At 46.8% G+C, this 22568-nt stretch carries 26 protein-coding genes, 2 tRNA genes and 1 other annotated feature; of the genes, 17 read left to right on the plus strand and 11 right to left on the minus strand.

The features are described 5' to 3' along the window. Positions 1-461 precede the first annotated feature (461 nt). The 3 genes from WBA89_RS10120 (at position 462) to WBA89_RS10130 (ending at position 2669) form a co-directional block, all read left to right on the plus strand. Positions 462-1739 (plus strand): HEAT repeat domain-containing protein, encoded by a 1278-nt coding sequence (locus WBA89_RS10120; protein ID WP_424406155.1) that lies wholly within the window; start codon positions 462-464, stop codon positions 1737-1739. 188 nt (positions 1740-1927) lie between these two features. Beyond that, positions 1928-2548, plus strand: a complete 621-nt coding sequence (locus WBA89_RS10125) for a HEAT repeat domain-containing protein (protein ID WP_424406157.1) — start codon at positions 1928-1930, stop codon at positions 2546-2548. Then, a complete protein-coding gene (locus WBA89_RS10130; RefSeq protein ID WP_424406159.1) occupies positions 2535-2669 on the plus strand; it encodes a hypothetical protein in 135 nt (44 codons plus the stop codon). Before WBA89_RS10125 ends, WBA89_RS10130 begins: the two co-directional genes overlap by 14 nt. Here WBA89_RS10130 and WBA89_RS10135 read toward each other — a convergent pair. The 3 genes from WBA89_RS10135 to WBA89_RS10145 form a co-directional block, all read right to left on the minus strand. Continuing rightward, positions 2662-3117, minus strand: coding sequence for a clan AA aspartic protease (locus WBA89_RS10135; protein ID WP_424406161.1), 456 nt, complete (start codon positions 3115-3117; stop codon positions 2662-2664). The genes WBA89_RS10130 and WBA89_RS10135 overlap by 8 nt on opposite strands. Before the next feature lie 84 nt (positions 3118-3201). Next, complete coding sequence (locus WBA89_RS10140; protein WP_424406162.1) at positions 3202-3657, minus strand: aspartyl protease family protein; 456 nt, start codon at positions 3655-3657, stop codon at positions 3202-3204. 216 nt (positions 3658-3873) lie between these two features. Further along, a tRNA-Ser gene (locus WBA89_RS10145) sits at positions 3874-3958 on the minus strand. A gap of 208 nt (positions 3959-4166) precedes the next feature. Between WBA89_RS10145 and WBA89_RS10150 the strand changes: the two genes are divergently transcribed. From WBA89_RS10150 to crtD, 13 genes are all read left to right on the plus strand, one after another. After that, positions 4167-4535, plus strand: a complete 369-nt coding sequence (locus WBA89_RS10150; protein WP_424406164.1) for a 2Fe-2S iron-sulfur cluster-binding protein — start codon at positions 4167-4169, stop codon at positions 4533-4535. 34 nt (positions 4536-4569) lie between these two features. Continuing rightward, positions 4570-5085 (plus strand): thermonuclease family protein, encoded by a 516-nt coding sequence (locus WBA89_RS10155; protein WP_424406166.1) that lies wholly within the window; start codon positions 4570-4572, stop codon positions 5083-5085. Positions 5086-5333: 248 nt separating this feature from the next. Next, positions 5334-6149, plus strand: coding sequence for an inositol monophosphatase family protein (locus WBA89_RS10160; protein ID WP_424406168.1), 816 nt, complete (start codon positions 5334-5336; stop codon positions 6147-6149). Between the two features lie 102 nt (positions 6150-6251). Beyond that, a complete protein-coding gene (locus tag WBA89_RS10165) occupies positions 6252-7193 on the plus strand; it encodes a J domain-containing protein (protein ID WP_424406170.1) in 942 nt (313 codons plus the stop codon). Between the two features lie 126 nt (positions 7194-7319). Continuing rightward, positions 7320-7499 carry a hypothetical protein gene (locus WBA89_RS10170; protein WP_424406172.1) on the plus strand — a complete coding sequence of 60 codons (180 nt, stop codon included), beginning with the start codon at positions 7320-7322 and terminating at the stop codon, positions 7497-7499. A gap of 3 nt (positions 7500-7502) precedes the next feature. Beyond that, positions 7503-8738: an ATP phosphoribosyltransferase regulatory subunit gene (locus WBA89_RS10175; RefSeq protein WP_424406174.1), complete on the plus strand. Its 1236-nt coding sequence runs from the start codon at positions 7503-7505 to the stop codon at positions 8736-8738. Positions 8739-9044: 306 nt separating this feature from the next. Beyond that, positions 9045-10424 carry an MBOAT family O-acyltransferase gene (locus tag WBA89_RS10180; RefSeq protein WP_424406176.1) on the plus strand — a complete coding sequence of 460 codons (1380 nt, stop codon included), beginning with the start codon at positions 9045-9047 and terminating at the stop codon, positions 10422-10424. 15 nt (positions 10425-10439) lie between these two features. Further along, on the plus strand, positions 10440-11546 hold the full coding sequence (locus WBA89_RS10185) for an SGNH/GDSL hydrolase family protein (RefSeq protein ID WP_424406178.1): 1107 nt from the start codon (positions 10440-10442) through the stop codon (positions 11544-11546). A gap of 69 nt (positions 11547-11615) precedes the next feature. Then, positions 11616-11843: an indolepyruvate ferredoxin oxidoreductase subunit alpha gene (locus WBA89_RS10190; RefSeq protein ID WP_424406180.1), complete on the plus strand. Its 228-nt coding sequence runs from the start codon at positions 11616-11618 to the stop codon at positions 11841-11843. A gap of 149 nt (positions 11844-11992) precedes the next feature. After that, positions 11993-12604 carry a Uma2 family endonuclease gene (locus tag WBA89_RS10195; protein WP_424406182.1) on the plus strand — a complete coding sequence of 204 codons (612 nt, stop codon included), beginning with the start codon at positions 11993-11995 and terminating at the stop codon, positions 12602-12604. A 131-nt stretch (positions 12605-12735) separates the two neighbouring features. After that, entirely contained in the window at positions 12736-13215 is a 480-nt protein-coding gene (locus WBA89_RS10200) for a M67 family metallopeptidase (protein WP_424406183.1), read from the plus strand. 79 nt (positions 13216-13294) lie between these two features. Continuing rightward, positions 13295-14467 carry a molybdopterin-synthase adenylyltransferase MoeB gene (moeB, locus tag WBA89_RS10205; RefSeq protein WP_424406184.1) on the plus strand — a complete coding sequence of 391 codons (1173 nt, stop codon included), beginning with the start codon at positions 13295-13297 and terminating at the stop codon, positions 14465-14467. Between the two features lie 628 nt (positions 14468-15095). After that, complete coding sequence (gene crtD / locus WBA89_RS10210) at positions 15096-16691, plus strand: C-3',4' desaturase CrtD (RefSeq protein ID WP_424406185.1); 1596 nt, start codon at positions 15096-15098, stop codon at positions 16689-16691. 304 nt (positions 16692-16995) lie between these two features. Here the strand turns inward: crtD and rplL are convergent, their stop codons facing one another. From rplL to rplS, 8 genes are all read right to left on the minus strand, one after another. Continuing rightward, positions 16996-17385, minus strand: a complete 390-nt coding sequence (rplL, locus tag WBA89_RS10215) for a 50S ribosomal protein L7/L12 (protein ID WP_194061485.1) — start codon at positions 17383-17385, stop codon at positions 16996-16998. Between the two features lie 136 nt (positions 17386-17521). Then, positions 17522-18112, minus strand: a complete 591-nt coding sequence (rplJ, locus tag WBA89_RS10220) for a 50S ribosomal protein L10 (protein WP_424406186.1) — start codon at positions 18110-18112, stop codon at positions 17522-17524. Positions 18113-18141: 29 nt separating this feature from the next. After that, positions 18142-18316 (minus strand) — a sequence feature (ribosomal protein L10 leader region). Positions 18317-18427: 111 nt separating this feature from the next. Then, positions 18428-19141: a 50S ribosomal protein L1 gene (rplA, locus tag WBA89_RS10225; protein WP_424406187.1), complete on the minus strand. Its 714-nt coding sequence runs from the start codon at positions 19139-19141 to the stop codon at positions 18428-18430. A 271-nt stretch (positions 19142-19412) separates the two neighbouring features. Then, positions 19413-19838 carry a 50S ribosomal protein L11 gene (gene rplK / locus WBA89_RS10230; protein WP_194061482.1) on the minus strand — a complete coding sequence of 142 codons (426 nt, stop codon included), beginning with the start codon at positions 19836-19838 and terminating at the stop codon, positions 19413-19415. 3 nt (positions 19839-19841) lie between these two features. Then, positions 19842-20480, minus strand: coding sequence for a transcription termination/antitermination protein NusG (nusG, locus tag WBA89_RS10235; protein ID WP_424406188.1), 639 nt, complete (start codon positions 20478-20480; stop codon positions 19842-19844). After that, positions 20477-20713 carry a preprotein translocase subunit SecE gene (secE, locus tag WBA89_RS10240; RefSeq protein ID WP_424406189.1) on the minus strand — a complete coding sequence of 79 codons (237 nt, stop codon included), beginning with the start codon at positions 20711-20713 and terminating at the stop codon, positions 20477-20479. Before secE ends, nusG begins: the two co-directional genes overlap by 4 nt. A 320-nt stretch (positions 20714-21033) precedes the next feature. Next, positions 21034-21106: transfer RNA gene (locus WBA89_RS10245), tRNA-Trp, on the minus strand. A 134-nt stretch (positions 21107-21240) separates the two neighbouring features. Further along, positions 21241-21624, minus strand: coding sequence for a 50S ribosomal protein L19 (gene rplS / locus WBA89_RS10250; RefSeq protein ID WP_424406190.1), 384 nt, complete (start codon positions 21622-21624; stop codon positions 21241-21243). A gap of 68 nt (positions 21625-21692) precedes the next feature. Between rplS and WBA89_RS10255 the strand changes: the two genes are divergently transcribed. Then, a partial coding sequence (locus WBA89_RS10255) for an inorganic phosphate transporter (protein ID WP_424406191.1) occupies positions 21693-22568 on the plus strand: 876 nt, incomplete at its 3' end.

Here is a 22568-nt window from a genome sequence, read left to right on the forward strand (position 1 = left end):
GCTCGATCGCATAATTCACGGCTAGGTTGGACATAAGTTCGATCGGTTGTGAGGGGACTCTTGGGACGCTGCAAAAGCCTAAATCGGGTTTAGTGTCGTGCCAAGAGTCCCTTAATTTTAAGAGTCCTCAGTCATTAGTTATTAGTCATTAGTTATTGGTTATTAGTTATTGGTTATTAGTTATTGGTTATTAGTTATTGGTTGGTAGGGGCGGTGCCCCCGTGCCCGCCCTCAGTTATTGGTTATTGGTTATTGGTTATTGGTTATTGGTTATTAGTTATTGGTTATTGGTTATTGGTTATTGGTTATTAGTTATTGGTTGGTAGGGGCGGTGCCCCCGTGCCCGCCCTCAGTTATTAGTTGTTAGTTATTAGTTATTGGTGATGAAAAGGTATTAAAAAATTAATTTTTGTATCGGTGTTTTTGGTGGTATCGTACTGTTAGTTATTGGTAATTGGTAAGTGGATAAGCGTTTTTTTAATTTATTTAATCTGACAGAAGAACAGGCGATCGCCATTTTGGAAACGCCGGCCGAAAAACTAGATGACCCTTACGATCGCTACATTGCAGCCTCTCACTTAGTAAATTTTTCCACAGAAAAGTCGATCGCCGCCCTGATTGTAGCCGTGGAAAATACCGACGATGGCCTTGACAATCGCTCAGTTCGCCGCAAAGCAGCAGAAACCTTGGGGCGCTTGCAGGCAAAATCTGCCCTCACATCTCTCCATGCTTGCTTGGGCGATGATGACTGTTACGTGGTAGAAAATGCAGTTTGGGCGATCGGCGAAATCGGCACCCAAAATCCCGATATCTTAGAAGATATTGCCAAATTGCTCGACAAACCAGGTCAAAGCTATCGGGTAATCATCCACGCTTTGGCAAAATTAAATTACACAGCAGCACTCTCGCGCCTCAACAAATTTGTAGAGGATAAAGATGGGATGATTCAAGGTGCGGCAATCACCACAATCTGCCGCTTTACGGGAGATTACTCGCAAATGTCGCGCGTGGTAGAGTTGCTGCAAAGCATCAATGTTAACGATCGCCGCAGCAGCATTCAAGATTTAATAGACGCCAAATATTACAAAGCAATTCCCGAAATTTCCCGCTGTCCCGTGTCTTTGGTGTTTCGCCTGCGGGCCGTGCGGATGCTGGCGAGTGCGGGGATTCCAGCAGGAGAAATTGCTTTTGCCGAAATTGAACCGATTCTCGATCGCATAATTGGCGATCGGGCCGACGAGCTCGATTTAGTACACGAATACGACCAATTGCCAAGCCTCGAATTTGCAATTAATGAACTCTACGAAACCGATTTCGGACGCTGTTATCTGGCAACCAAAACCATCCTAGAATCCTACAGAAATGAAGCACCGGATGCCTTGCTGGCAACTTATGCAAAATCAGCATACAACGATTACGGCGCGCACTATCACGTCATGAAACTGCTGGGTTGGCTCAAGTACGCCCCTGCCTTCGATTTACTCGTAGAAGCGCTGCACAATCGAGAACCGCAGTTTCAAAAATCCCGCGCCGCTTCCGCCATCGCCCTCGGCGAAATCGGTGACAAGCGCGCTATTGCCGAACTAAAAGTTGGTCTGGAAACTAGAATTTGGGATTTGAAATATGCTAGTTTGATGGCCTTGGAAAAATTAGGAGACAACAGCGGCTGTGAGATTTTGGCTGCCGACGAGGATTTGCTGCTGCAGGCCAAAGCAGCAAGTTTAATCTCTAGAGTATAATAATTTCATCAGGTTGTTGACTGTTGACTGTTGACTGTTAACTGTTGACTGTTAACTGTTGACTGTTGACTGTTGACTGTTAACTGTTGACTGTTAACTGAGGGCGGGCACTCTTGGCACCGCCCCTACCAACTGCCAACTAACAACTGACAACTGACTACTGCCAACTGCCAACTGACTAATGACTAATGACTAATATGCCTCAAGAAGAACTATTCCAACAGCTAAAGCATCCAAATCCGCACCTGCGGAAACGCGCAATCGGCGAAATAGCTGAAACTCGCGACGAAACGACTATTGGGCAGTTGATGGGAATTTTGGACGAGGAAGATGTTGTTTATCGCCGATCGGCAGTGCAAGTTTTGGGGATAATCGGTAATGATGCCGTGCCGTTGCTGGTAGATTCTTTGCTCAACAGCAAGAATGCCACGGTTCAAGCGAGTTGTGCAAAGGCATTAACTGCGATCGCTGTCAACTATCCAGATATAACTTTTCCCGAACTAGGATTGCAAGGGCTGCAAAAAGCACTAAGCGATCCGAATCCGGTAGTTTATATCTCCTCGGTGATGGCCCTGGGACAAATTGGCGAACCGGCCTTGGATATCTTGATTGAGACGATCGAGAATACTGACAATATTGCCTTAGCTGTAGCGATAACTGGTTCGTTGGCGACAATCGGAGGCACAAAAGCAGGGGAGGTTTTGTCGGCGGCGGCGGCCAATCCCGATGCCGATCCTTATATTCGGGAGTCTGCTGAAAGTGCTTTGTCTCGGCTGCAGCAGGTGACTCAGTGGAATGCCGGCCGGTAGTTGGATTGAATGGGCGATCGACCGTTTATATCAAATCCAGTTAGGTCGCGATCGTACCGCAGAACGTCCCCCTCGCGATCGGGACGCTCGCACTGCACTCGAAAAATTATTTATTACTTGATATAAGTAACTGGATACTCAGGATTAGCTGGATTCGGGATTAATCGCTGATTTTTACAATCCACCAAAAAATCTAACTTTTCCAACACAACCTGACCGATAAGCACTTCATCGCCAGTTACTAAGGCATCCTCAATCGTCTTGCGTCCTTCACACTCAACGATCAGAGGGCCTGTTACTCCGACAGCTTCTTGGCGTCCGTCAGCATATTTAACCAACTGCTGGCTCAAAATTCGTAAACCTAGCTGCTGTACTATTTCTGAGGGAATAACAAGATTAACCGCACCTGTATCTACCAACCCTTCGATTTCACACTCCCGCAACAGCCGAGGTGCTAGCATCCCGCGACGCACTAACTCGTCATCTACTGCATTTGTCAGCTTTACCTGAGTGCGAACTGCGCCCATTCTCTTAAGTCCATCTAATTCTAATTTATTTAATTCTTGCATATCAAATTACCTTTTAATCTTGTCCTACTCACATTATAGAGGTTCTGCTAAATGAGACGCGACCGACGCGATCGCCCTTTCCATTCACTTGATATAAGTAACAGGATAATCAGGATTTTCAGGATTCGGGATTAATCGCTGATTTTTACAATCCACCAAAAAATCTAACTTTTCCAACACAACCTGACCGATAAGCACTTCATCGCCAGTTACTAAGGCATCTTCAGTAGTCCTGCGTCCTTCAATTTCAACTAATATAGCTTCCGTCACTCCTACAGTTTCCCGACGCCCATCAGCATATTTAACGATTTGTTGACCGATAATCCGCAAACCAAGCTGCTGTACTATCTCTGATGAAATTACTAGGTAAACTGAGCCTGTATCTACTAGAGCTTCTTGTTGACACTCCCGCAACAGCCGAGGTGCCAGCAACCCCCGACTTACTAGCGCTTCATCTATTGCATTTGTCAGCTTTACCTGAGTGCGAACTGCGCCCATTCTCTTAAGTCCATACTGTTCTAATTTATTTAATTCTTTCATTTCATTTTCTCTTTTAGTATAGTTTTCTAACTATTCGCATTATATCTGGGCGTTTATTCTCCGCGCGATCGCCCTTAATTTACGCTCAACAACAGAAAACCGATCGCCCGTGAATTTTCTCATAAAACTCACGGGCGATCGCTATAATTAAAACGCTTATCTCACAGGAGATATTTTTTTTGCAAGCTGTTTTTTTTGCCTGAACAGCTTGATTAACGGAGAGGGAGGGATTCGAACCCTCGTTAAGTTGCCCTAAACACACTTTCCAGGCGTGCGCCTTCAACCGCTCGGCCACCTCTCCAGGGCTAAATTCATTCATTTAGCCACAGCTAAACTATCTTAGCAGAACAAATCTGATTTGAAAAGGGGGTAACGGGATAAATTTGCTGTTTAATATGGGTAGGGTGTCTTGCCAAGCGGGCCAAATTCTCCTCCCCGTGTCGCAAACCCATTCATCTAAAGGATTTGGCTTCCCAAAGCCCCATCTAAAATCAACAATCAAAAATACCATGACTCGATCGTACACAATTAAAATTCATAACCGACAAACCGGATCGCACCACACAGTGCGAGTACCAGAAGACCGCTACATCCTCCAAAGCGCCGAAAACCAAGGAGTAGAATTGCCATTTTCCTGCCGCAACGGCGCTTGTACAGCCTGTGCGGTGCGCGTCAAGTCAGGGGAACTGCACCAGCCAGAAGCAATGGGACTTTCTGTGGAACTGCAAAAAGAAGGTTATGCCCTGCTGTGCGTCTGCTATCCCCGTTCCAACATCGAAGTAGAGACGCAAGACGAAGACGAAGTGTACGAACTGCAATTCGGCCGCTATTTTGGTAAAGGTAAAGTTAAAGTTGGTTTGCCGCTGGATGAAGAATGAGCCATTTTTTTCAATTATCAACTACTAACTATTCATGCTTTATCGGTTATTTGCGATCGCCCTTTGTGTATTGTTAGCTAGCTGCCAAAAACCAGAAATTCCCCAAGGTACGATCGCCAAAGTAGAAAGAGCCATCAGCGGACAAACAATCGAAGTTATCAGCACAGCCGACAAAATCGCCTTATTAGAACAAATTAGACTGATTGGTATTGATGCGCCAGATTTAAAACAGCAGCCTTGGGGAGAAGCAGCCAAACAAAGATTAGAGCAGTTAATTGGGGGAAAACAAGTATTGCTAGAATCAGACATCGAAGTTAAAGACCAGTTCGATCGCAAATTAGCCTATTTGTGGCAAGATCGAATGTTGCTCAACGAACAGTTAGTCAAAGAAGGTTATGTTTTGGCCTCAGCGCGATCGCGCAACACGAAATATCAGCAGCGACTCCTCAACGCTCAAGAATGGGCGAGAATCATGGGTAAAGGGCTGTGGAATCCTGAACGAGCTTTGCGCCAAACTCCTGCAGAATTCCGCCAGCAAAATCAAAAATAGTCAGTAGTCAGTAGTCATTAGTCATTAGTCATTAGTCATTAGTTATTGGTGATTAGTTATTAGTAATTGGTGATTAGTCAAGAACTAAAAGCTCTTCAGTTATCACTAACAACTCATGAGCAATGATTTCCTTCTTCCTGATGACGTTGGACGGAAAGCTCGGCGGGGACAGCAAAACATGACTAATGACTAATGAATAATGACTACTGAAAACTAACAACTAACAACTGACAACTAACAACTGACAAATGACTGATAATCAAGTGCAAAACTACTTAGAAATAGCAACCGAAGCAGCCCTAGCCGCCGGTTCAGTCTTGCAATCTTTCTGCGGTAAATTAGAAAATATTCAAGAAAAAGGTCGATCGGGCGATTTAGTCACAGAAGCCGACAAAGCCTCAGAAGCCGTCATTTTAGAAATTCTCGGCCGCCACGTACCCGAACACGCCATCCTCGCGGAAGAATCGGGTTCATTAGGGAATGCAGCTAGCAAATACCTGTGGGCGATCGACCCTTTGGACGGTACAACCAATTATGCTCACCAATATCCTTTTTACGCGGTGTCGATCGGACTTTTAATCGACGGCATACCACAAATCGGCGTAATTTACCACCCTTCTCATAACGAATTGTTTCGCGCAGCTAAAGGATTGGGAGCAACCTGCAACCGGAAGCGGATCTCCGTTTCCCAAAGTTCAGAATTGAGCAAAAGTTTGTTAATTAGCGGCTTTGCCTACGATCGGCGCGAAACAACCGACAATAACTATGCCGAATTCTGTCACCTCACCCACCTCACCCAAGGCGTGCGGCGCAGCGGTTCGGCAGCCCTAGACCTCGCACATACAGCCTGCGGGCGATTGGACGGATACTGGGAACGGGGACTCTCCCCTTGGGACGTAGCAGCCGGCGTACTCATCGTCTCCGAAGCCGGAGGTCAAGTTACAGCCTATGATGGCGGTGCCTTTGAGATGAACTCTGGTCGAGTTTTGGCCACCAACGGCAAAATACACGCCGAACTCAGCGGCGCACTGCTGTCAGTTCCTCCCCTATCTTCATGGAAGTAGCCTTTCGACAGCAAGGGATCGGGGGTAATACGGGGGTCACAACCCCTTGACACAAGCTACATTAAAGGATAGTGAAAAGCCAAGAAAGCGAGAGTAAAAGTTATGTCTTTTGAAATGACAAAAGGGCTGTTCAAGTACGACTTTACAGATCAGCACGCAATTTTGGGAGTTCCCTTAGACGCCGAGTTTAGCGACATCCGCAAGCGCTACATGAAAATTGCCCGCCGCTTGCATTCGGATACTTGCTCTTTTGAAGACCAAGCTGATAAAGATTGGGCCAACCAATTTTTGTCAAAAGTAGTCAATCCAGCCTACAACAAATTCTCCAAGGAAAACGATCGCAAAGAATACAACCTGCTATTAGCAGCAATCGGCAAGCGCGTCCTTAAAGAACAGGCAAAAATGCAGGTCGAAAGCGCAGCAGCCAAAGAGTTAACTACCGCTAAAGATTTGGAAGAAGCTTATAAAACAGCAGTTGCCAAACTCGCTCTCAAGCAGTACGAATCAGTTGAGGAAACCCAAGATGCGATCGCTCAAATTAGCGAACTAAACATGGTTTACCTGCTGCGAAAAGAGCGACTTGGCGGTGCAGTTGGAACCGGTTCGCCCGCAAAAATCGCAACCCCAACTACCACACCAAAAAAACCACCAGTAACCCCAGACACGGCAACCCCAGCGCAGCCTCCGGAACGCAAAGTCCCACTCCGAGACTCGCTGGCCGATCGATCTTGCATCCGAGCTCAAGGATTTATGGACAGCAAAAATTACGCCAAAGCAACTTTGGAGTTGAAAGAAGCTCTGAAGCGGGAACCGAAACACAGCAAGTCTCACGGTTTGTTAGCAATGTGTTACTTTCAACAAAATCAAGCCACAATGGCAAAACTGGAAGTGCAAAAAGCTTTGGCCTCAAATCCTGAAGAACCGACGGCTTTGGAGGTGAAGAAAAAGCTGGAACAGCCTGCAGCTTCCGGCGCAAAGGACAAGAAAAGTGAGGATAAACTGGGCGCATTTTTTGGGAGTTTGTTTGGCGGCAAAAAGAAATAATGAGTAGTTTAGTGAGGAGTGTTTAATTATGATTTTTGAATAGATATTCAAAAATCATAATTCATAACTTTCAATTTTTGCGATGACAACTAATAACTAACAAGTGACAGCCCTACAGAGATAGACGTGGATACACGGATTAATGTTTTTTACTTTTTCGTACAGACAACAGACAACAGTCAACAGTCAACAGTCAACAGTCAACAGACAACAGTCAACAGTCAACAGTCAACAGACAACAGTCAACAGTCAACAGACAACAGTCAACAGTCAACAGTCAACAGTCAACAGATAACAGTCAACTAACTTATGGTTCACCAACCCCCATCGGGTGCAAGAGATTTATTGCCCCTTGACGTTGCTCAAAAAATTTCGATCGAACGGCGCTTGCAGCAGGTTTTTCACCGCTGGGGCTATCACCGAATTATTACTTCTACTCTAGAAAGGCTGGAGACTTTGATGGCTGGGGGCGCGATCGACCGATCGACCTTAATTCAACTCCAAGACGCTGAGGATGGAGAACTCGGCTTGCGCCCAGAATTGACAGCTTCCATCGCCCGCGCGGCTGCGATGCGGATGGCCGGGACTCGCTGGCAGCCCCAGCGCCTCTACTACAACGCTAACGTCTTCCGCAAAGGCGCAGATACTGGCTCTGGCGGGCAACAGGAGTTCTATCAAGCCGGGGTAGAGCTGCTCGGCGCGGGGGGGAGCGTTGCGGATGCAGAAGTGTTGCTGCTGCTGTCTGAGTGCTTGCAGAGCTTGGAAATAGATGACTGGCATTTGGTGCTGGGAGAAGCGGGCTTGACGGCAACATTGCTAGAACCGTTTCCGCCAAACGTGCGGCAAAAAGTGCGCCACGCGATCGCCAATCTCGATCGAATAGCCTTGGAAACCTTGCCGCTGTCTGACGAATTGCGAGAAAGAGCTCTGCTGTTGTTTGACTTGCGCGGCCGCCCGGAAGATGTATTGGAGATTGTGGCGAAGCTGGATTTAGATGTACCACAGCAAGCCGCGTTAAATGAACTCAAAAGTGCGATCGAACTGCTGCACAAATGTCAAGCAAAAATCCCCAATTTAAAATCTCACATCCACCTCGATTTGAGTTTAATTCAAACATTTGACTACTACACTGGAATAGTGTTTGAAGTTGTCAGCAGCAGCAAAAGCGGACAGCGAGTTTTAGGACAAGGCGGGCGGTACGATCGACTGTTGGGACTGTTCGATCCCCAAGGGCAAAATTCCCCCGGCATCGGGTTTTGTCTGAATATTGAAGATTTGCACCAAGTTTTGCTAACAGAGGGTCAATTGCCCGCAGAGACACCAGCCAGCGAATGGTTGGTTGTGCCTCAAACTCCTGAAGCAGCGGCGGCGGCCTTTGATTATGCCCGCAAACTCCGAGAGTCTACTCCTCCAATTCGGGTAGAGATAGATTTGGAGACTCGGGAGACTGCGGAGGCGGCGCGGGAATACGCGCGCGATCGTAGAATTGGTCAAATTGCCTGGGTAAATGCCGAAGGCGCTGCAACAATTGAATCTGTCAATTAATAGTTGCTACAGAACACCCAGAACCCCGATTTCTTAGAGAAGTCGGGGAGTGTCAAAAATATTGAATCTGTCAATTAATAGTTGCTACAGAACACCCAGAACCCCGATTTCTTAGAGAAGTCGGGGTTCTCACAAATATTGTACAAAAAACTTAATAAAACAGATTTTCGCTCCTAAATCCATTGCTGTAGTGGCGTTTTTCCATAAAAAAACAAGTTCCTGCGTCCCAGAGCAGGATACTCGATCGTTTTTCGTTATTGCTAGCATTGTGAGTGTTAGTTTCCGGTTGGAGAGTAAAACTCAAAAATGCTGTTTAACTCCACACTGTTTTTGGGATTCCTGGTGGTTGTGGTGTATGTGTATTACTTATTGACACCGCACTACCGACGTTGTTTTCTGTTATTGGCCAGCTACTGTTTTTATTGGGCTTGGAGCGTACCCTACTCAATTTTAATGGTTTGCTATACCCTGCTAGCTTATACAACAGCTCGCATAATTGACTCATCGACTAAACCGAAAAACCGAACTACTGCTTTAATTACTTTTTTGATTGTAGTTATTAGCACTCTGTTTGTCTTTAAATACGCAAATTTTTTCTTAGATTCGAGCTACTCGCTGTTAGGATTTCGCCTTTGGCCCCAACTAAACCTGCTGTTACCTTTAGGTATTTCTTTTTACACGTTTTCAACAATTAGCTACATAGTCGATGTCTACAAAGGCGTTACCAAGGCTAGAGAGTCAATCCTCGATGTAGCGCTGTACGTGATTTTCTTCCCTAGTTTGTTAGCAGGGCCGATCGTCCGCGCCGAAGTTCTGATGCCCCAATTTGCCTGCAATGCGTCGGTAGACTGGATGGCGATCCGCAGCGGCATTGCTCAGATTGTCTGGGGGATGCTGAAAAAAGTTTATGTAGCTGATTCGATCGCACCAATAGCCAACGAAGTTTTCGCCAGTCCCGAAAATGTTTCCGGGCTGGGGCTGGTGTTGGGTACGTTGGCTTATACCGTTCAACTCTACTGCGACTTTTCGGGTTATTCCGATATTGCGATCGGCTCGGCTCGCCTATTGGGAATTGAACTGCCGAAAAATTTTGAGAAACCTTATTTAGCCTACAGCATTACTGATTTCTGGCGCAGGTGGCACATTTCGCTGTCAAATTGGTTGCGCGACTACCTCTACATTCCCCTAGGCGGGAATCGGGGCGGCAATCTGGGCACCTACGCAAACCTGATGATTACCATGCTGCTGGGAGGCCTCTGGCACGGTGCTGGATGGAACTGGGTTGTTTGGGGAGGTTTGCAAGGAGCAATGCTCTCCATTGAACGAGCAACTAAACTTTCATCTAAGCCAACTTCTCAAATCAATTATTTAATTCGCTGGCTGATTACCTTGTGTCTAATTTGTACTTCTTGGATCTTCTTCCGAGCAGCGAATTTGAACAGTGCCGTTGTCGTATTGCAGCGGATATTGACCTTTGCTGACGGGCGGATACCGATCGACTATCGGCCAGTGTTCTACATGGCTGCACTTCTGCTAGTGGAATGGTTTGATTGGAAGCAAAAGTGGATGAGTTGGACACAAAACCACCCAAATTCGCTCAAGTGGATTACTTGTGCAATGGCGCTGGCGCTAATGTTTACCTTCGCCGGTGCCTCAAGTTCAAATTTTCTTTACTTCCAGTTCTAAGCGGCTTGAAAAAATATGAGTCAGATATTTAATGACAAGGCAATTGCCAATTTAAAAACCACAGTTCGCTGCATTGGTGTGGATTTGTCGAAGGTATTGTTGGGAGTTGTATTGTTAGAAGCACTCCTGCAAGTTATTGCTCCTGAGTATACTAACAATATTTTCGATCGCGAATTGACTGGCGGTCGTCCAATCGCCGTCAGCAGCGCAGGCAATCGCGGCCCGCTGCTGCCGATTAAAAAAGCTCCAGGCGAATTGCGAATCCTGGGAATGGGAGATTCCACCACCTTCGGTACAGGGATTGCTGCCGAAGATACTTGGCCGGCCCAGCTAGCAACTGTTTTTCGGAAAAACGGTGCCAAGGCAACCTACATAAATAGCGCTCTAGAGGGTTATTCCCTGAAGGAAATTAACTCTGTTTACCGCAACCAATGGTCTAAGTACCAGCCAGATTTAGTAGTGCTGGCGGTAGACGACAACTTGGTTTCGATGACGTGGTTTCGGCGCGATGACAAATCAGTGATTGCAAACCCCTATCTCCAACCAATTGTCAAATCCAAGCTGGCTGATGTGAAAAAGCATTTTAAAATCTTCGCTACCCCGTCTTGGCTGAAAATCAACTCCCAAAAAGCCTTGTACTTCGTGGGTTTGGCAAACAACAACCTCAAACCGGAAGTTCCTTTGGGTGCAACCCTAGCCTTGGGCTGGCAGCAGGCGGATTTGCCGAAGGATTTGGCCGATCGTGCTTGGAAGCAATTCGAGATTGATTTGAGGGTACTCCGGGACTCTGTGGCTGCTGACGGCCGTTCTTTGACTGTAGTTTACTTGCCTCCTCGCTTTATGGCTTTTGACGGTTTTTCTGATAACGAACAGCAAGTACCCAAACAGCGGCTGACTATCGATGCGGGGAAACGACTTGGGGAAATTAGTAAGTCCCTGGGTTTGACCTATGTCGATTCTACTGAAGGAGTTCGCCGCGGGCGATCGCAAATTGCTCAAACAGAGGGTCGTTTTGCCCCGATGTACATTAAATTTGATACCGTTCATCTGGACAAGGACGGTCACAAAGCTGTAGCCGAAGATTTGTTCGGGCTGCTGGCAAAATCAAAGCAAGCTCCATAAGGTATGTCTTCAGTGTTAAATTAGAAGAAAAACGGATTCGTCTGTCAAATCTGAAGAATTGAGAACACTGTGTCACACACTATCGTTACGAATATTTGCGAGGGAGTTGCTGATTGCGTCGGCGCTTGTCCCGTGGCTTGCATTCACCCCGGCCCAGGCAAAAATGTCAAGGGTACTGATTGGTTTTGGATTGATTTTGATACCTGCATAGACTGCGGCATTTGTTTGCAGGTGTGTCCTGTTGAAAATGCGATCGTCCCCGATGAGCGGCCCGAGTTACAGCAAACTCCGACTTGATTGTATTAATTAGATTCATCCGTAAGGTGCGCTGCGGCGCACCCTACGTTTTTTTACGAACCGCAGAGGGCGCAGAGGACACAGAGAAGAAGAGTGAGAAAGATTGGAAAAATCTAACGTTTAGATATCTTTAGTGCAGGTAATTAATTATGTTACTTTTAGATCCAAAAACTCTCCATCCAGCGACAGAACAGCGCATCATTCTATATGATGTGAGTTGGGAGCAATACGAGCAACTTTCCGATATGTTTGTCGATGAATTTCCCAGAATGACGTACTTGGAAGGAACGTTAGAAATTATTATGACAAATTCGCCAGAACATGAAAGGCTCAAAACAATTATTGCCAGGTTGATAGAAACCTATGCAGTAGAAAGGCTAATTAATCTCAACGGTTACGGAAGTGCTACATTTCGCCGCGAAGCCGTGAGACGGGGGGCGGAACCAGACGAGTGTTACTGCTTGGGTGCACTGGCAGAAATTCCGGATATTGCGATCGAAATTGCTCTAACTAGCGGTGGTATTGACAAGCTAGAAGTGTATCGCGGTTTGCAGGTTCCTGAAGTCTGGTTTTGGGCGAACGATCGATTTTCTCTTTACCGCTTGCGAGAACAAGGTTATGAGTTAATTTCAAGGAGTGGATTTTTGCCAGAGTTAGATTTGTCTGTATTGAGTCAATATGTAGGATATGTCAACCAAACGGAAGCTGTTATTGCTTATAGAACTGTTTTGCAAACAGCGACAGGAACCTCAAATCAATAGAGATTTCCAGAAAAGCTAGTATTGAACAGGCAAGATGCCTGTTCCACAATTAAAAAAAAGCCCGTTAGCGAAGCCCTCGAAGAGGATCGCATTTTACAATAAAACCTACAAAAAATCCACAATAAAATCCTATGCAAAAAATCGCACTTTCCGACTCTCACCTGTTATCTATCCGCACCCACGGCGAAAGCGCTTATCCAGAAGAATGCTGCGGTTTGTTGTTAGGTACGATCGCTGACGGTGTTAAAACTTTAGTTGAAGTTTGGCCGACTGACAATGCTTGGAGTGCTGAAGCTGAGGATAATTGGCCGGAACAAAAAGACTTGACAGAAAAACGCAGATATGCTATTAAGCCAGAAGATATGTTGCGGGCGATGAAACACGGGCGCGATCGTACTCTTGATATTATTGGCATATACCATTCTCACCCAGATTGTCCGGCAGTGCCCTCGGAGTGCGATCGCACATTGGCCTGGGCCCAATACTCCTACATCATAGTGTCCGTGCGACAAGGCAGTTCACAAGAACTCCGCAGTTGGAGTCTCGACTCCGAGGGCAACTTTCAAGCGGAGGAAATTGTCGCAGTCGAACCGACTCAGATTAAGAAATAGTTAGTAAAAATAACAAACACGCAAAAATGCGAAAAATTTAGATAGGATATAATTCAAAATCGGCCTATAACAGAATATCATGCTAAATCCTAATCTGGACGAGATCCAGCTCAACAAACAAGAATACGAACGCTACTCTCGCCACCTCATCCTCCCAGAAGTTGGATTGGAAGGGCAGAAGCGCCTCAAAGCAGCCAGCGTACTCTGCATCGGTGCAGGAGGACTCGGTTCGCCGCTGCTGCTGTATTTAGCAGCAGCCGGTGTTGGCCGCATTGGCATTCTAGACTTTGATGTTGTAGACCATTCCAACTTGCAGCGCCAAGTAATTCACGGCACTTCTTGGGTTGGAAAACTGAAGATTGAGTCGGCCAAAAATCGGATTTTAGAAATTAATCCTTTTTGTCAAGTTGATTTGTACAATACTCACGTTAGTTCCGAAAATGCGATCGCCATTGCCACTCCCTACGATATCATCATCGACGGCACGGACAACTTCCCGACTCGCTATTTGATGAACGACGTTGCAGTCCTGTTAAACAAACCCAACATCTACGGTTCCATCTTCCGATTTGAAGGACAAGCCACAGTTTTCAACTACCAAGGCGGCCCGAATTACCGCGATTTGTACCCCGAACCCCCCCCTCCAGGGATGGTTCCTTCCTGTGCCGAAGGTGGCGTTTTAGGCGTTTTGTGCGGCATTATCGGTTCTATCCAAGCAACGGAAGCTATCAAAATTATCTTGGGTCAAGGCACAACCTTGAGCGGCAGATTGTTGCTGTACAATGCCTTAGATATGACATTCCGCGAATTGAAACTGCGGCCGAATCCAGTGCGCCCCGTAATTGAAAAGTTGATCGATTACGAACAATTCTGCGGCATTCCTCAAGCTAAAGCCCAGGAAGCGCAAGAACAACAGCAAATTCCTGAGATGACTGTCACCGAACTTAAAAAGTTGATCGACAGCGGTGCGAAGGATTTTGTACTGTTGGATGTTCGCAATCCCAACGAGTATCAAATTGCTCAAATTCCTGGCTCAATTTTGGTGTCTTTGCCCGATATCGAACACGGCGAAGGTGTTGCAAAAGTCAAGGAATTGTTGAACGGGCACCGCTTGATTGCACACTGCAAAATGGGCGGGCGTTCTGCGAAGGCCTTGGGCATTTTGAAGGAAGCGGGAATTGAGGGGATTAATGTTAAGGGCGGGATTAATGCTTGGAGTCAAGAAGTAGATTCGTCTGTTCCTCAATATTAAGCTCAATCTTTTTTTGGGGCGGGCGATTTGCCCGCCCCAAATCGAGAATCTCCGGCTTTCTCATACCATTGCTTAAATGTTTAAGCTATCGCTAGGGACACTCCATATTGTCTAAAGTCAACTTAAGCAGAAAAACCGCTCTTAGACTTAGCCCTGGCTAATAGCAGAAGTCCTCGATATGAGGACTAATGAGTTGTTTATTGTTGACTGTGGACTACTAACTACTGCCTGCTGACTGTTGACAACTGCCTACTAACTAATGCCTACTAACTAAGTTGCCTTCCTCAAAGGAGGCAGAGCCTCCGGATCTGCATTACCAGGCAGAGCCTGGTAACGAGCAAATGAACCCGCCCTTACAAAAACTGTTGCAAAGTTTTTGAGAATTGGTATAAGCTCAATCTTTTTTTGGGGCGGGTGATTTGCCCGCCCCAAATCGGGTTCGTCTCTGGCTTTGTCGTGTTATTTTTTAAACGTTTAGCAGTCGCTAAAGACACTGCACAGTGCCCGTCAATGTCAACTCAACCCGAAAGACTGCTCTGAGACTTAAGTCGCTGCGGGAGTGTAATTGGAGAAGCTTTTTATTGCAAAATATGAGCATAATATTAAGCAATATTACAGTAAATCAATTATGACGAGCGATCGCACCCCTCAGAGCAAACCCGTTGCAGCCGAAACTAAGGGCAGCGTCACTGTAATCGGAGCGGGCATCGGAGGCCTCACAGCAGCCGCCCTGCTAGCCCGCAGAGGATACAAAGTGCTAGTCTTAGACCAGGCGATCGTCCCTGGAGGCTGCGCTTCCACCTTCAAACGCAAAGGCTTTACCTTCGATGTCGGCGCGACGCAGGTTGCAGGATTGGAACCCGGAGGGATTCACCACCGAATTTTCTCGGAATTAGATATCGAACTTCCTGCAGCCACGCCCTGCGATCCGGCTTGTGCGGTGTTTTTGCCCGGAGAAACTGCACCGATTAGCGTCTGGCGAGATCCGCAAAAATGGCAGGAAGAAAGACAGCGGCAATTTCCCGGTAGCGAACGTTTTTGGCAATTATTATCTACATTGTTCCAAGCTAGCTGGAATTTTCAAGGGCGCGATCCAGTTTTGCCGCCGAGAAATTTCTGGGATTTTTGGCAATTAATTCAAGCAGTTCGCCCCGATACTTTAATTACTTTGCCTTTCACTTTGATGACGGTGGGTGATGCTTTGCGCTTGTGCGGGTTGGGGGACAATTTGCGCTTGAAAACTTTTCTGGATTTACAGTTAAAATTGTATTCTCAAGTCGATACTGAAGAAACGGCGCTGCTGTACGCGGCGACGGCTTTAGGAGTTTCCCAAGAGCCGCAGGGATTGTATCATTTACAAGGAAGTATGCAGGTGTTGAGCGATCGACTCGCAAGCGCGATCGAGCTTTACGGCGGCAAAGTCTTATTGCGGCATACTGTCGAAAGCATTGTCACCAGTAACGGGAAAGCCACCGGTACAGTGATTCGCAATCAAAAAAACGGCGAAGTTTGGACAGAAACTGCCGATCGCATTGTTGCCAATGTCACCGCACAAAATCTAGTAAAGTTATTGTCAAGCGAGCCTATTTTAGAAACTTTAACAGATAATTCAGAAACAACAAATCAAATCCCAACTCAAATGGCAGGCTACAAATATCGAGTCGATAAACTGCCGCCCGCATCCGGCGCATTTGTCATATATTTGGGAGTGCACGAAAGCGCAATTCCGGCAAATTGTCCGCCGCACCTGCAGTTTCTCTACGATTACGAAGGTGAGATTGGGGAGAATAATTCATTATTTGTTTCTGTCAGCCATCCGGGTGATGGCCGGGCACCAGAGGGAATGGCGACTGTGATTGCTTCGTCTTTTACTGATACTCGAATGTGGTGGAATTCGGTTGATTATGAAGGATTGAAGCAAAAATATACCGCAGGGGCGATCGGCCGTTTGAGCGAATATTTCGATTTGACACCCGAAAAAATTGTACACCAAGAATCAGCCACACCCCGCACCTTTGCCCGCTACACAGCGCGCGATAAGGGCGTTGTAGGCGGCATCGGCCAGCGAATACCAACCTTCGGCCCCTTCGGATTTGCCAACCGCACGCCGATTAAAAACCTCTGGTTAGTCGGCGACTCCACCCATCCCGGAGAAGGAACCGCCGGTGTTTCCTATTCTGCTTTAACAGTCGTGCGGCAAATGGAAGCCGCCTCTAAAATCTAAGAAAACACGGCCTTGTCGTTTCCCAACCCCAAAAATAATTAATCGCGCGAGAGATTTAACTATCGCGCGATTAATTTTATACCAATTTCATAAAGTAGCGCTAGATATTACCCCCCCAACCCCCCCTTATTAAGGGGGGGCTAAGACTTCATCCATAGCACATATGAAAGAAAAATGGTATTAGTTAACAGTCAACAGTCAACAGTCAACAGTTAACAGTTAACAGTTAACAGTTAACAGTTAACAGTTAACAGTTAACAATCATCCCGGTGTCACCGGAATTGATATCAACTACATTCTCTGACTACTTGATAGAAATCTTTGCGCCCACAGCTTCAAGCTGCTTCTTCATTTCTTCAGCAGCTTCCTTAGCAATAGCTTCCTTAACTGCCTTCGGTGCGGCTTCTACCAAGTCTTTCGCTTCCTTCAGACCCAAACCGGTAATCGTGCGGACTTCCTTCAGAATTGCGATTTTCTTGTCAGCAGGAACTTCTTCCAGCATCACAGTAAATTCGGTTTGCTCTTCTGCTGCTTCAGCGGGGGCTGCTGCGCCGCCGCCCATCATCATCATACCGCCTACAGGAGCAGCAGCGCTGACGCCGAAAGCTTCTTCAATTTGCTTGACCAATTCAGAAGCTTCGAGCAAGCTCAGAGTCTTCAATTTTTCCAAGATTTCGTCGGTTGCAGTAGACATTCGTTAAACTCCTAATTCGATTCTAGATTTTGGATTTTGGATTTTGGATTGCTCCTCCATCATTAGTTTCTCGTCTCCAGTCTTCAGCCTGTGGATTAACACTAATGACTGATGACTAATGACTAATGACTAATGACTAAGCAGACGCGCTTTCTGCTTCTGCTGGTGCTTCTGCTTCTGCTTCTGCTGGTGCTTCTGCTGCATCGCCGTCTTTTTCAGCATAAGCTTTGAGACCGCGCGCGATCGAAGTAGGAACTTGATTGATACCCACAGCCAACTTGGTTGCGACACCGTTGATAGCGCCGGCAATTTGAGCCATGAGCTGTTCTTTCGATGGCAGGTCGGCTAATGCTTTAACATCAGCTTCTTTCAGCACCCGTCCTTCCATCACGCCGCCGCGAAGTTGAGTCTTCTTGGAAGCTTTTTGGAATTCTTGGTAAGCTTTTATCGCGCCGCCAATATCTTCTTGAACGAACACAAATGCCGACGTACCTGTCAGCAATTCCTGCATCGGCTGCCAGGTTTCGTTGCCTTCAACAGCAATTCGCATTAGCGTATTTTTTGCCACTTGGCAACTGCTGCCTTTCGGACGCAAACGCCGACGCAAATCTGTGATTTCACCAACAGTTAAGCCCGTGTAGTCGATCGCGATTACCAGTTGAGATTCGCTCAAGGTTTGCTTGAGGTCTGCAATAATCTCATTTTTTGCTGCTAAACTTTTGCCCATACTTATTTCACCTCCTTTTAGGATCGAAAATTGCCCGTCAAAAACCCCGACCTTCAAGCCGGGGCAGAGAATTAAAAGTTAACAAGTCAGAATTAAAAAATAGAAATTTTCTAATATTTGAGTCTTGAGTTTTTTATTTCTTCAGCCTCGGCAGGAAATTAAGCGATTGGCACCTGCGGTCTTGGGCTTATTGATTTTTGATTGGGCTCATCACCAGAAGTCAGATATTAGCAGGGGTTTGGCGCAAGTCTTGTGAGAGATTTACACAGACAGCCGAAGCTGTCTTTTACCTTCTGCCTTCTGCTTAAATTCTTTCTAGGCAGCGTCAATTTTCAGATCGCGCAGGGCACTGATATCGACCTCGATCGACGGGCCCATTGTTGCGGATACGTACAAACTTCGCCAGTAGCGACCTTTAGCGCCCGAAGGACGGTTGCGATCGACTGTTTCTTGCAAAGCTTGAAGGTTGACCAGCAAATCTTCTGCTGAGAAAGCTGCCTTGCCAAACATAACATGAACGATGCCAGTTCGATCGGCACGAAATTCTAGTTTACCACCTTTAAACTCGTTGATGGCCTGAGCAATGTCAGTCGTCACCGTGCCACCTTTCGGAGAAGGCATCAAACCGCGCGGGCCCAACAACCGGCCCAATTTTGCCACCAACGGCATCACGTCTGGGGTAGCAATCAGACAATCGAAGTCCATCATGCCTTTCTGAATATCTTCGATCAACTCTTCAGAACCGGCAAGATCCGCGCCGGCATTCAGAGCTTCTTTAACTTTTTCGCCCTTAGCAATCACCGCAATTCTGACTACTTGACCAGTGCCTTTTGGCAGCGATACAGTTGTCCGCAACTGTTGGTCAGCATATTTCGGGTCAATTCCCAAACGGATGTGAGCTTCAGCAGCTTCGCCAAACTTAGCGGTTGCTGTTTCTTTCAAAAGTTGCAGAGCTTCCAGCGGTTCGTAGGGTCTCTCTTCTACTTTCTTTTGAAGTTCTTGGAGTCTTCGGGATACTTTCTTTGCCATTGTTATCTCTGGGGTCGATTTTAGATTTGAGATTTTAGATTAAAGAATTGAACTTATCAGCCAATCCTATCTCTAAAATTTGTTCGATTCGATTCCTAGCGAAGCTTTGCTTCTCCCCCTGAACCGATCGATTTTGGATTTTGGATTTTGGATTAAAGAATTGAAGATTTTACCTTCACAATCAGGAATTGACAACTGCCAACTATCAACTGTCAACTGCCAACTATCAACTATCAACTGCCAACTGTCAACTGACAACTGACAACTGACTTCAATCCGCGATCGCCACGCCCATGTTTTTAGCCGTTCCCGCCACAATTTTCATTGCTGCTTCAACGTCATTAGCATTGAGGTCAGGCATTTTGGTTTCAGCGATTTCTCGCAACTGAGCCTGTGTAATTTTCCCTACTTGCTTGCGGTTGGGTTCACCCGAACCCTTAGCAATGCCAGCAGCTTTTTGAATCAAAACCGAAGCCGGCGGGGTTTTGAGAATAAACGTAAAACTGCGGTCTTCAAAAACCGAAATTTCTACCGGAACCACCAGACCAGCTTGGTCTGCGGTTCTAGCATTGTACTCCTTGCAAAACATCATAATATTGACGCCGTGCTGACCCAAAGCCGGGCCGATCGGAGGAGCTGGGTTGGCTTTTCCCGCCGTAATCGCCAACTTAATTACTGCAACAACTTTCTTTGCCATTAGTTAGTTCTGTTTCTGAACCTGATTGAACTCCAATTCTACAGGCGTATCGCGCCCAAAAATCGAGAGTAAAACTTTGAGCTTGTTCCGTTCCGGGCTCACTTCAATCACGTCACCTTCAAAATCCTTAAACGGCCCGGAAAGTACCACAACGTGGTCTCCTGTCGCCATCGATACTTTGACAACCGGTTCTGATTCCTGAGCGTTTCTGAAGATCCGTTCTACTTCCGAATGACTCAGAGGTAGCGGTTTGACGTGACCTCTGCCGCGCCCGTAGCGGCGTTTCTGCTCTGCCCCGACAAAATTAATTACATTCGGGGTATTTTTGATCACCTGCCACGTATCCTCGTCCATAAACATCCGGATGAGTACGTAGCCGGGGAAGATTTTTTCATCGGACTGCCGCCTGGAACCGTCTTTACCGACTTTGATCGCCGGAGTTTGCGGAATTTCTACTTGAACGATGCGATCGGCAACATCCAAGGTTTGAATCCGCTGATCCAAGTTAGCCTTTACCCGCTTTTCGCAGCCAGAGGCAACTTGAACAGCATACCAGCGAGCATCAATTTCCGGCACATCTGCTGATGAAGCCTGTCCCGTCGCGTCTGTGGAATACTCAGATTCTTCTGATGCAAAAGTCATGGCCCAAACACCTTTCCTGCGCCCCAGTTAAAGAAGTTATCCACCAAATAGATCAGGCTTGCTGAAAGGATGACCATCAAAAGCACGGCCAAAGACTCGCTAATTAGCTGCTGGCGGCTGGGCCACACCACTTTGTCGAGTTCTTCTCTAGTTTCCTTTAAAAAACCCACAGGGTCAAACCCAGACGCCGCCGCGATCTCTTGAGTTTCTTGAGCTTCGTCTTTTTTCGCCACGATCGAATCCCCCTTGCGATTTTAGATTTTAGATTTTAGATTGTGTGAGTGGCTCGCGGCTCTTTGATTTTTTGACACTAACCACTTACAAGTCCAAAATTTCAAATCCAAAGCCAGCACTTTTTTACAAGCTAAATCCATCAACGGTATAATTGCCGATCGCCCGATCGAGCGATCGAGAAACCACACCGAGCATTTGTTGATGGCATTTTTTGCGAACCGCCCACAAAAATTAATTCTACCCGAAAACTTGCGGTTTAGGCTGTTTCCAGCCAATAATCCGGGCGCTTTCGGGCAGAATTTCAAGTTTGGTGATTCAGCGCGCCCTGGAGGACTTGAACCCCCGACATCAGGTTTTGGAGACCTGCGTTCTACCAACTGAACTAAGAGCGCACAGGTGAGGTTGCTGAAATTCGCTTAACCTCTAGATTTCTATTTTAACACAGTGCGCTCGGAAATGGAAAACTTTTTTGGGAAATTTCTCAATTTCCCATTTTCCATGAATGAACCGAAAGTTTGGTGCATCCCTACAGAGAGCGATCGAACCGCTGTTTGACGCGAGTTGCCTTGCCCACCCGATCGCGCAGGTAGTAAAGTTTGGCTCTGCGGACTTTCCCGCGGCGCATGACTTGGATCGTAGCGATGCGGGGCGAGTGAATCATAAACACCCGTTCCACACCCACGCCCTGAAGCACGCGGCGCACGGTGATTGTTTCATTAATGCCGCCGTTACGCATAGCAATCACAGTCCCTTCGTAGGGCTGAACCCGTTCTTTGCTGCCCTCTTTAATTTTCACGCCGACTCGCACTGTGTCGCCGACGTAAATTTCGGGAAGCTGTTTTTTTAGTTCTTCCTTGACTCTATTTATTTCTTCCGTCTCGATCGAACGGATTATTTCTGCGCCTTTCATGGGATTTACCAAAACTCACAATCCCTTATCATATATCAAACTGCCAGTTTTATGTCAAAAAAAATTCTATGTTAAATACTTCTGAACTCGTATTTCTGCAACTGCCGGCAATGGCTGCACTAGCCTTGTACGTCGCCGCCAACTTGGGGGCGAACGATGTCGCTAACTCGATGGGGACATCCGTAGGCTCGAAGGCTCTAACGCTGCGACAAGCAATAATTGTTGCAGGCATACTGGAATTTTCCGGCGCAGTGCTGTTCGGGCAAGGAGTTTCCGAAACTCTGGCAACAGGAGTTGTGAATGCAGATGTGTTTGCGGCTCAGCCAGAAGTATTTTTAATCGGGATGGTGTCGGTGCTGATAGCTGGCGGGTTGTGGCTGCAAATCGCTACAAGTCGAGGTTTGCCGGTTTCTTCATCTCATGCAGTGGTAGGCGCGATCGCGGGTTTTAGCTGCGTGGCGGCCGGAATTGATGCGGTTGATTGGGGAGCAATCGGCACTATTTCCTTAACTTGGCTGGCGACACCTTTTGCCAGCGGTATTTTAGCAGCACTATTTTACAGTGTCCTGAAGTATTCGATTCTCGATCGGCCAGATCCTCTATTTCAGATGCGGGAGTGGATACCTTGGCTGAGTGCAGCACTGCTGAGCGTATTCGGGATCATTGTATTGCCCTCGATTATAGATGTGACTTTGGTGCAGACAGGGGCGATCGCCAGAGTGTACGATCGATTTGGCTGGAATCTCCCAATTCACGATATTGCGATCGCGATTGGGGGAATTGGGGCGATCGGGCTTTCCCTCAATAGCTGGAAAAAATTAGAATCAGTTGAGAAGGAAGAAGGTTCGGCAACGAGCAATGTACGGGATGTAACGGATGTAACGGAGGCAAGGAATAAGAAAGAGGGAATATTTTCCCAATCTCCCAATCTCCCCCTCTCCCCC

The sequence above is a fragment of the Microcoleus sp. genome (genome assembly GCF_049646505.1).
GTDB lineage: Bacteria > Cyanobacteriota > Cyanobacteriia > Cyanobacteriales > Microcoleaceae > Microcoleus.

Coding starts and splice junctions, on each gene's coding strand:
- WBA89_RS10125 (WP_424406157.1), top strand. CDS start 1,928: ATGACTAATATGCCTCAAGAAGAACTATTCCAACAGCTAAAGCATCCA.
- WBA89_RS10130 (WP_424406159.1), top strand. CDS start 2,535: ATGCCGGCCGGTAGTTGGATTGAATGGGCGATCGACCGTTTATATCAA.
- WBA89_RS10135 (WP_424406161.1), bottom strand. CDS start 3,117: ATGCAAGAATTAAATAAATTAGAATTAGATGGACTTAAGAGAATGGGC.
- WBA89_RS10140 (WP_424406162.1), bottom strand. CDS start 3,657: ATGAAAGAATTAAATAAATTAGAACAGTATGGACTTAAGAGAATGGGC.
- WBA89_RS10150 (WP_424406164.1), top strand. CDS start 4,167: ATGACTCGATCGTACACAATTAAAATTCATAACCGACAAACCGGATCG.
- WBA89_RS10155 (WP_424406166.1), top strand. CDS start 4,570: ATGCTTTATCGGTTATTTGCGATCGCCCTTTGTGTATTGTTAGCTAGC.
- WBA89_RS10160 (WP_424406168.1), top strand. CDS start 5,334: ATGACTGATAATCAAGTGCAAAACTACTTAGAAATAGCAACCGAAGCA.
- WBA89_RS10165 (WP_424406170.1), top strand. CDS start 6,252: ATGTCTTTTGAAATGACAAAAGGGCTGTTCAAGTACGACTTTACAGAT.
- WBA89_RS10175 (WP_424406174.1), top strand. CDS start 7,503: ATGGTTCACCAACCCCCATCGGGTGCAAGAGATTTATTGCCCCTTGAC.
- WBA89_RS10180 (WP_424406176.1), top strand. CDS start 9,045: ATGCTGTTTAACTCCACACTGTTTTTGGGATTCCTGGTGGTTGTGGTG.
- WBA89_RS10185 (WP_424406178.1), top strand. CDS start 10,440: ATGAGTCAGATATTTAATGACAAGGCAATTGCCAATTTAAAAACCACA.
- WBA89_RS10195 (WP_424406182.1), top strand. CDS start 11,993: ATGTTACTTTTAGATCCAAAAACTCTCCATCCAGCGACAGAACAGCGC.
- WBA89_RS10200 (WP_424406183.1), top strand. CDS start 12,736: ATGCAAAAAATCGCACTTTCCGACTCTCACCTGTTATCTATCCGCACC.
- moeB (WP_424406184.1), top strand. CDS start 13,295: ATGCTAAATCCTAATCTGGACGAGATCCAGCTCAACAAACAAGAATAC.
- crtD (WP_424406185.1), top strand. CDS start 15,096: ATGACGAGCGATCGCACCCCTCAGAGCAAACCCGTTGCAGCCGAAACT.
- rplL (WP_194061485.1), bottom strand. CDS start 17,385: ATGTCTACTGCAACCGACGAAATCTTGGAAAAATTGAAGACTCTGAGC.
- rplJ (WP_424406186.1), bottom strand. CDS start 18,112: ATGGGCAAAAGTTTAGCAGCAAAAAATGAGATTATTGCAGACCTCAAG.
- rplA (WP_424406187.1), bottom strand. CDS start 19,141: ATGGCAAAGAAAGTATCCCGAAGACTCCAAGAACTTCAAAAGAAAGTA.
- rplK (WP_194061482.1), bottom strand. CDS start 19,838: ATGGCAAAGAAAGTTGTTGCAGTAATTAAGTTGGCGATTACGGCGGGA.
- nusG (WP_424406188.1), bottom strand. CDS start 20,480: ATGACTTTTGCATCAGAAGAATCTGAGTATTCCACAGACGCGACGGGA.
- rplS (WP_424406190.1), bottom strand. CDS start 21,624: ATGAAAGGCGCAGAAATAATCCGTTCGATCGAGACGGAAGAAATAAAT.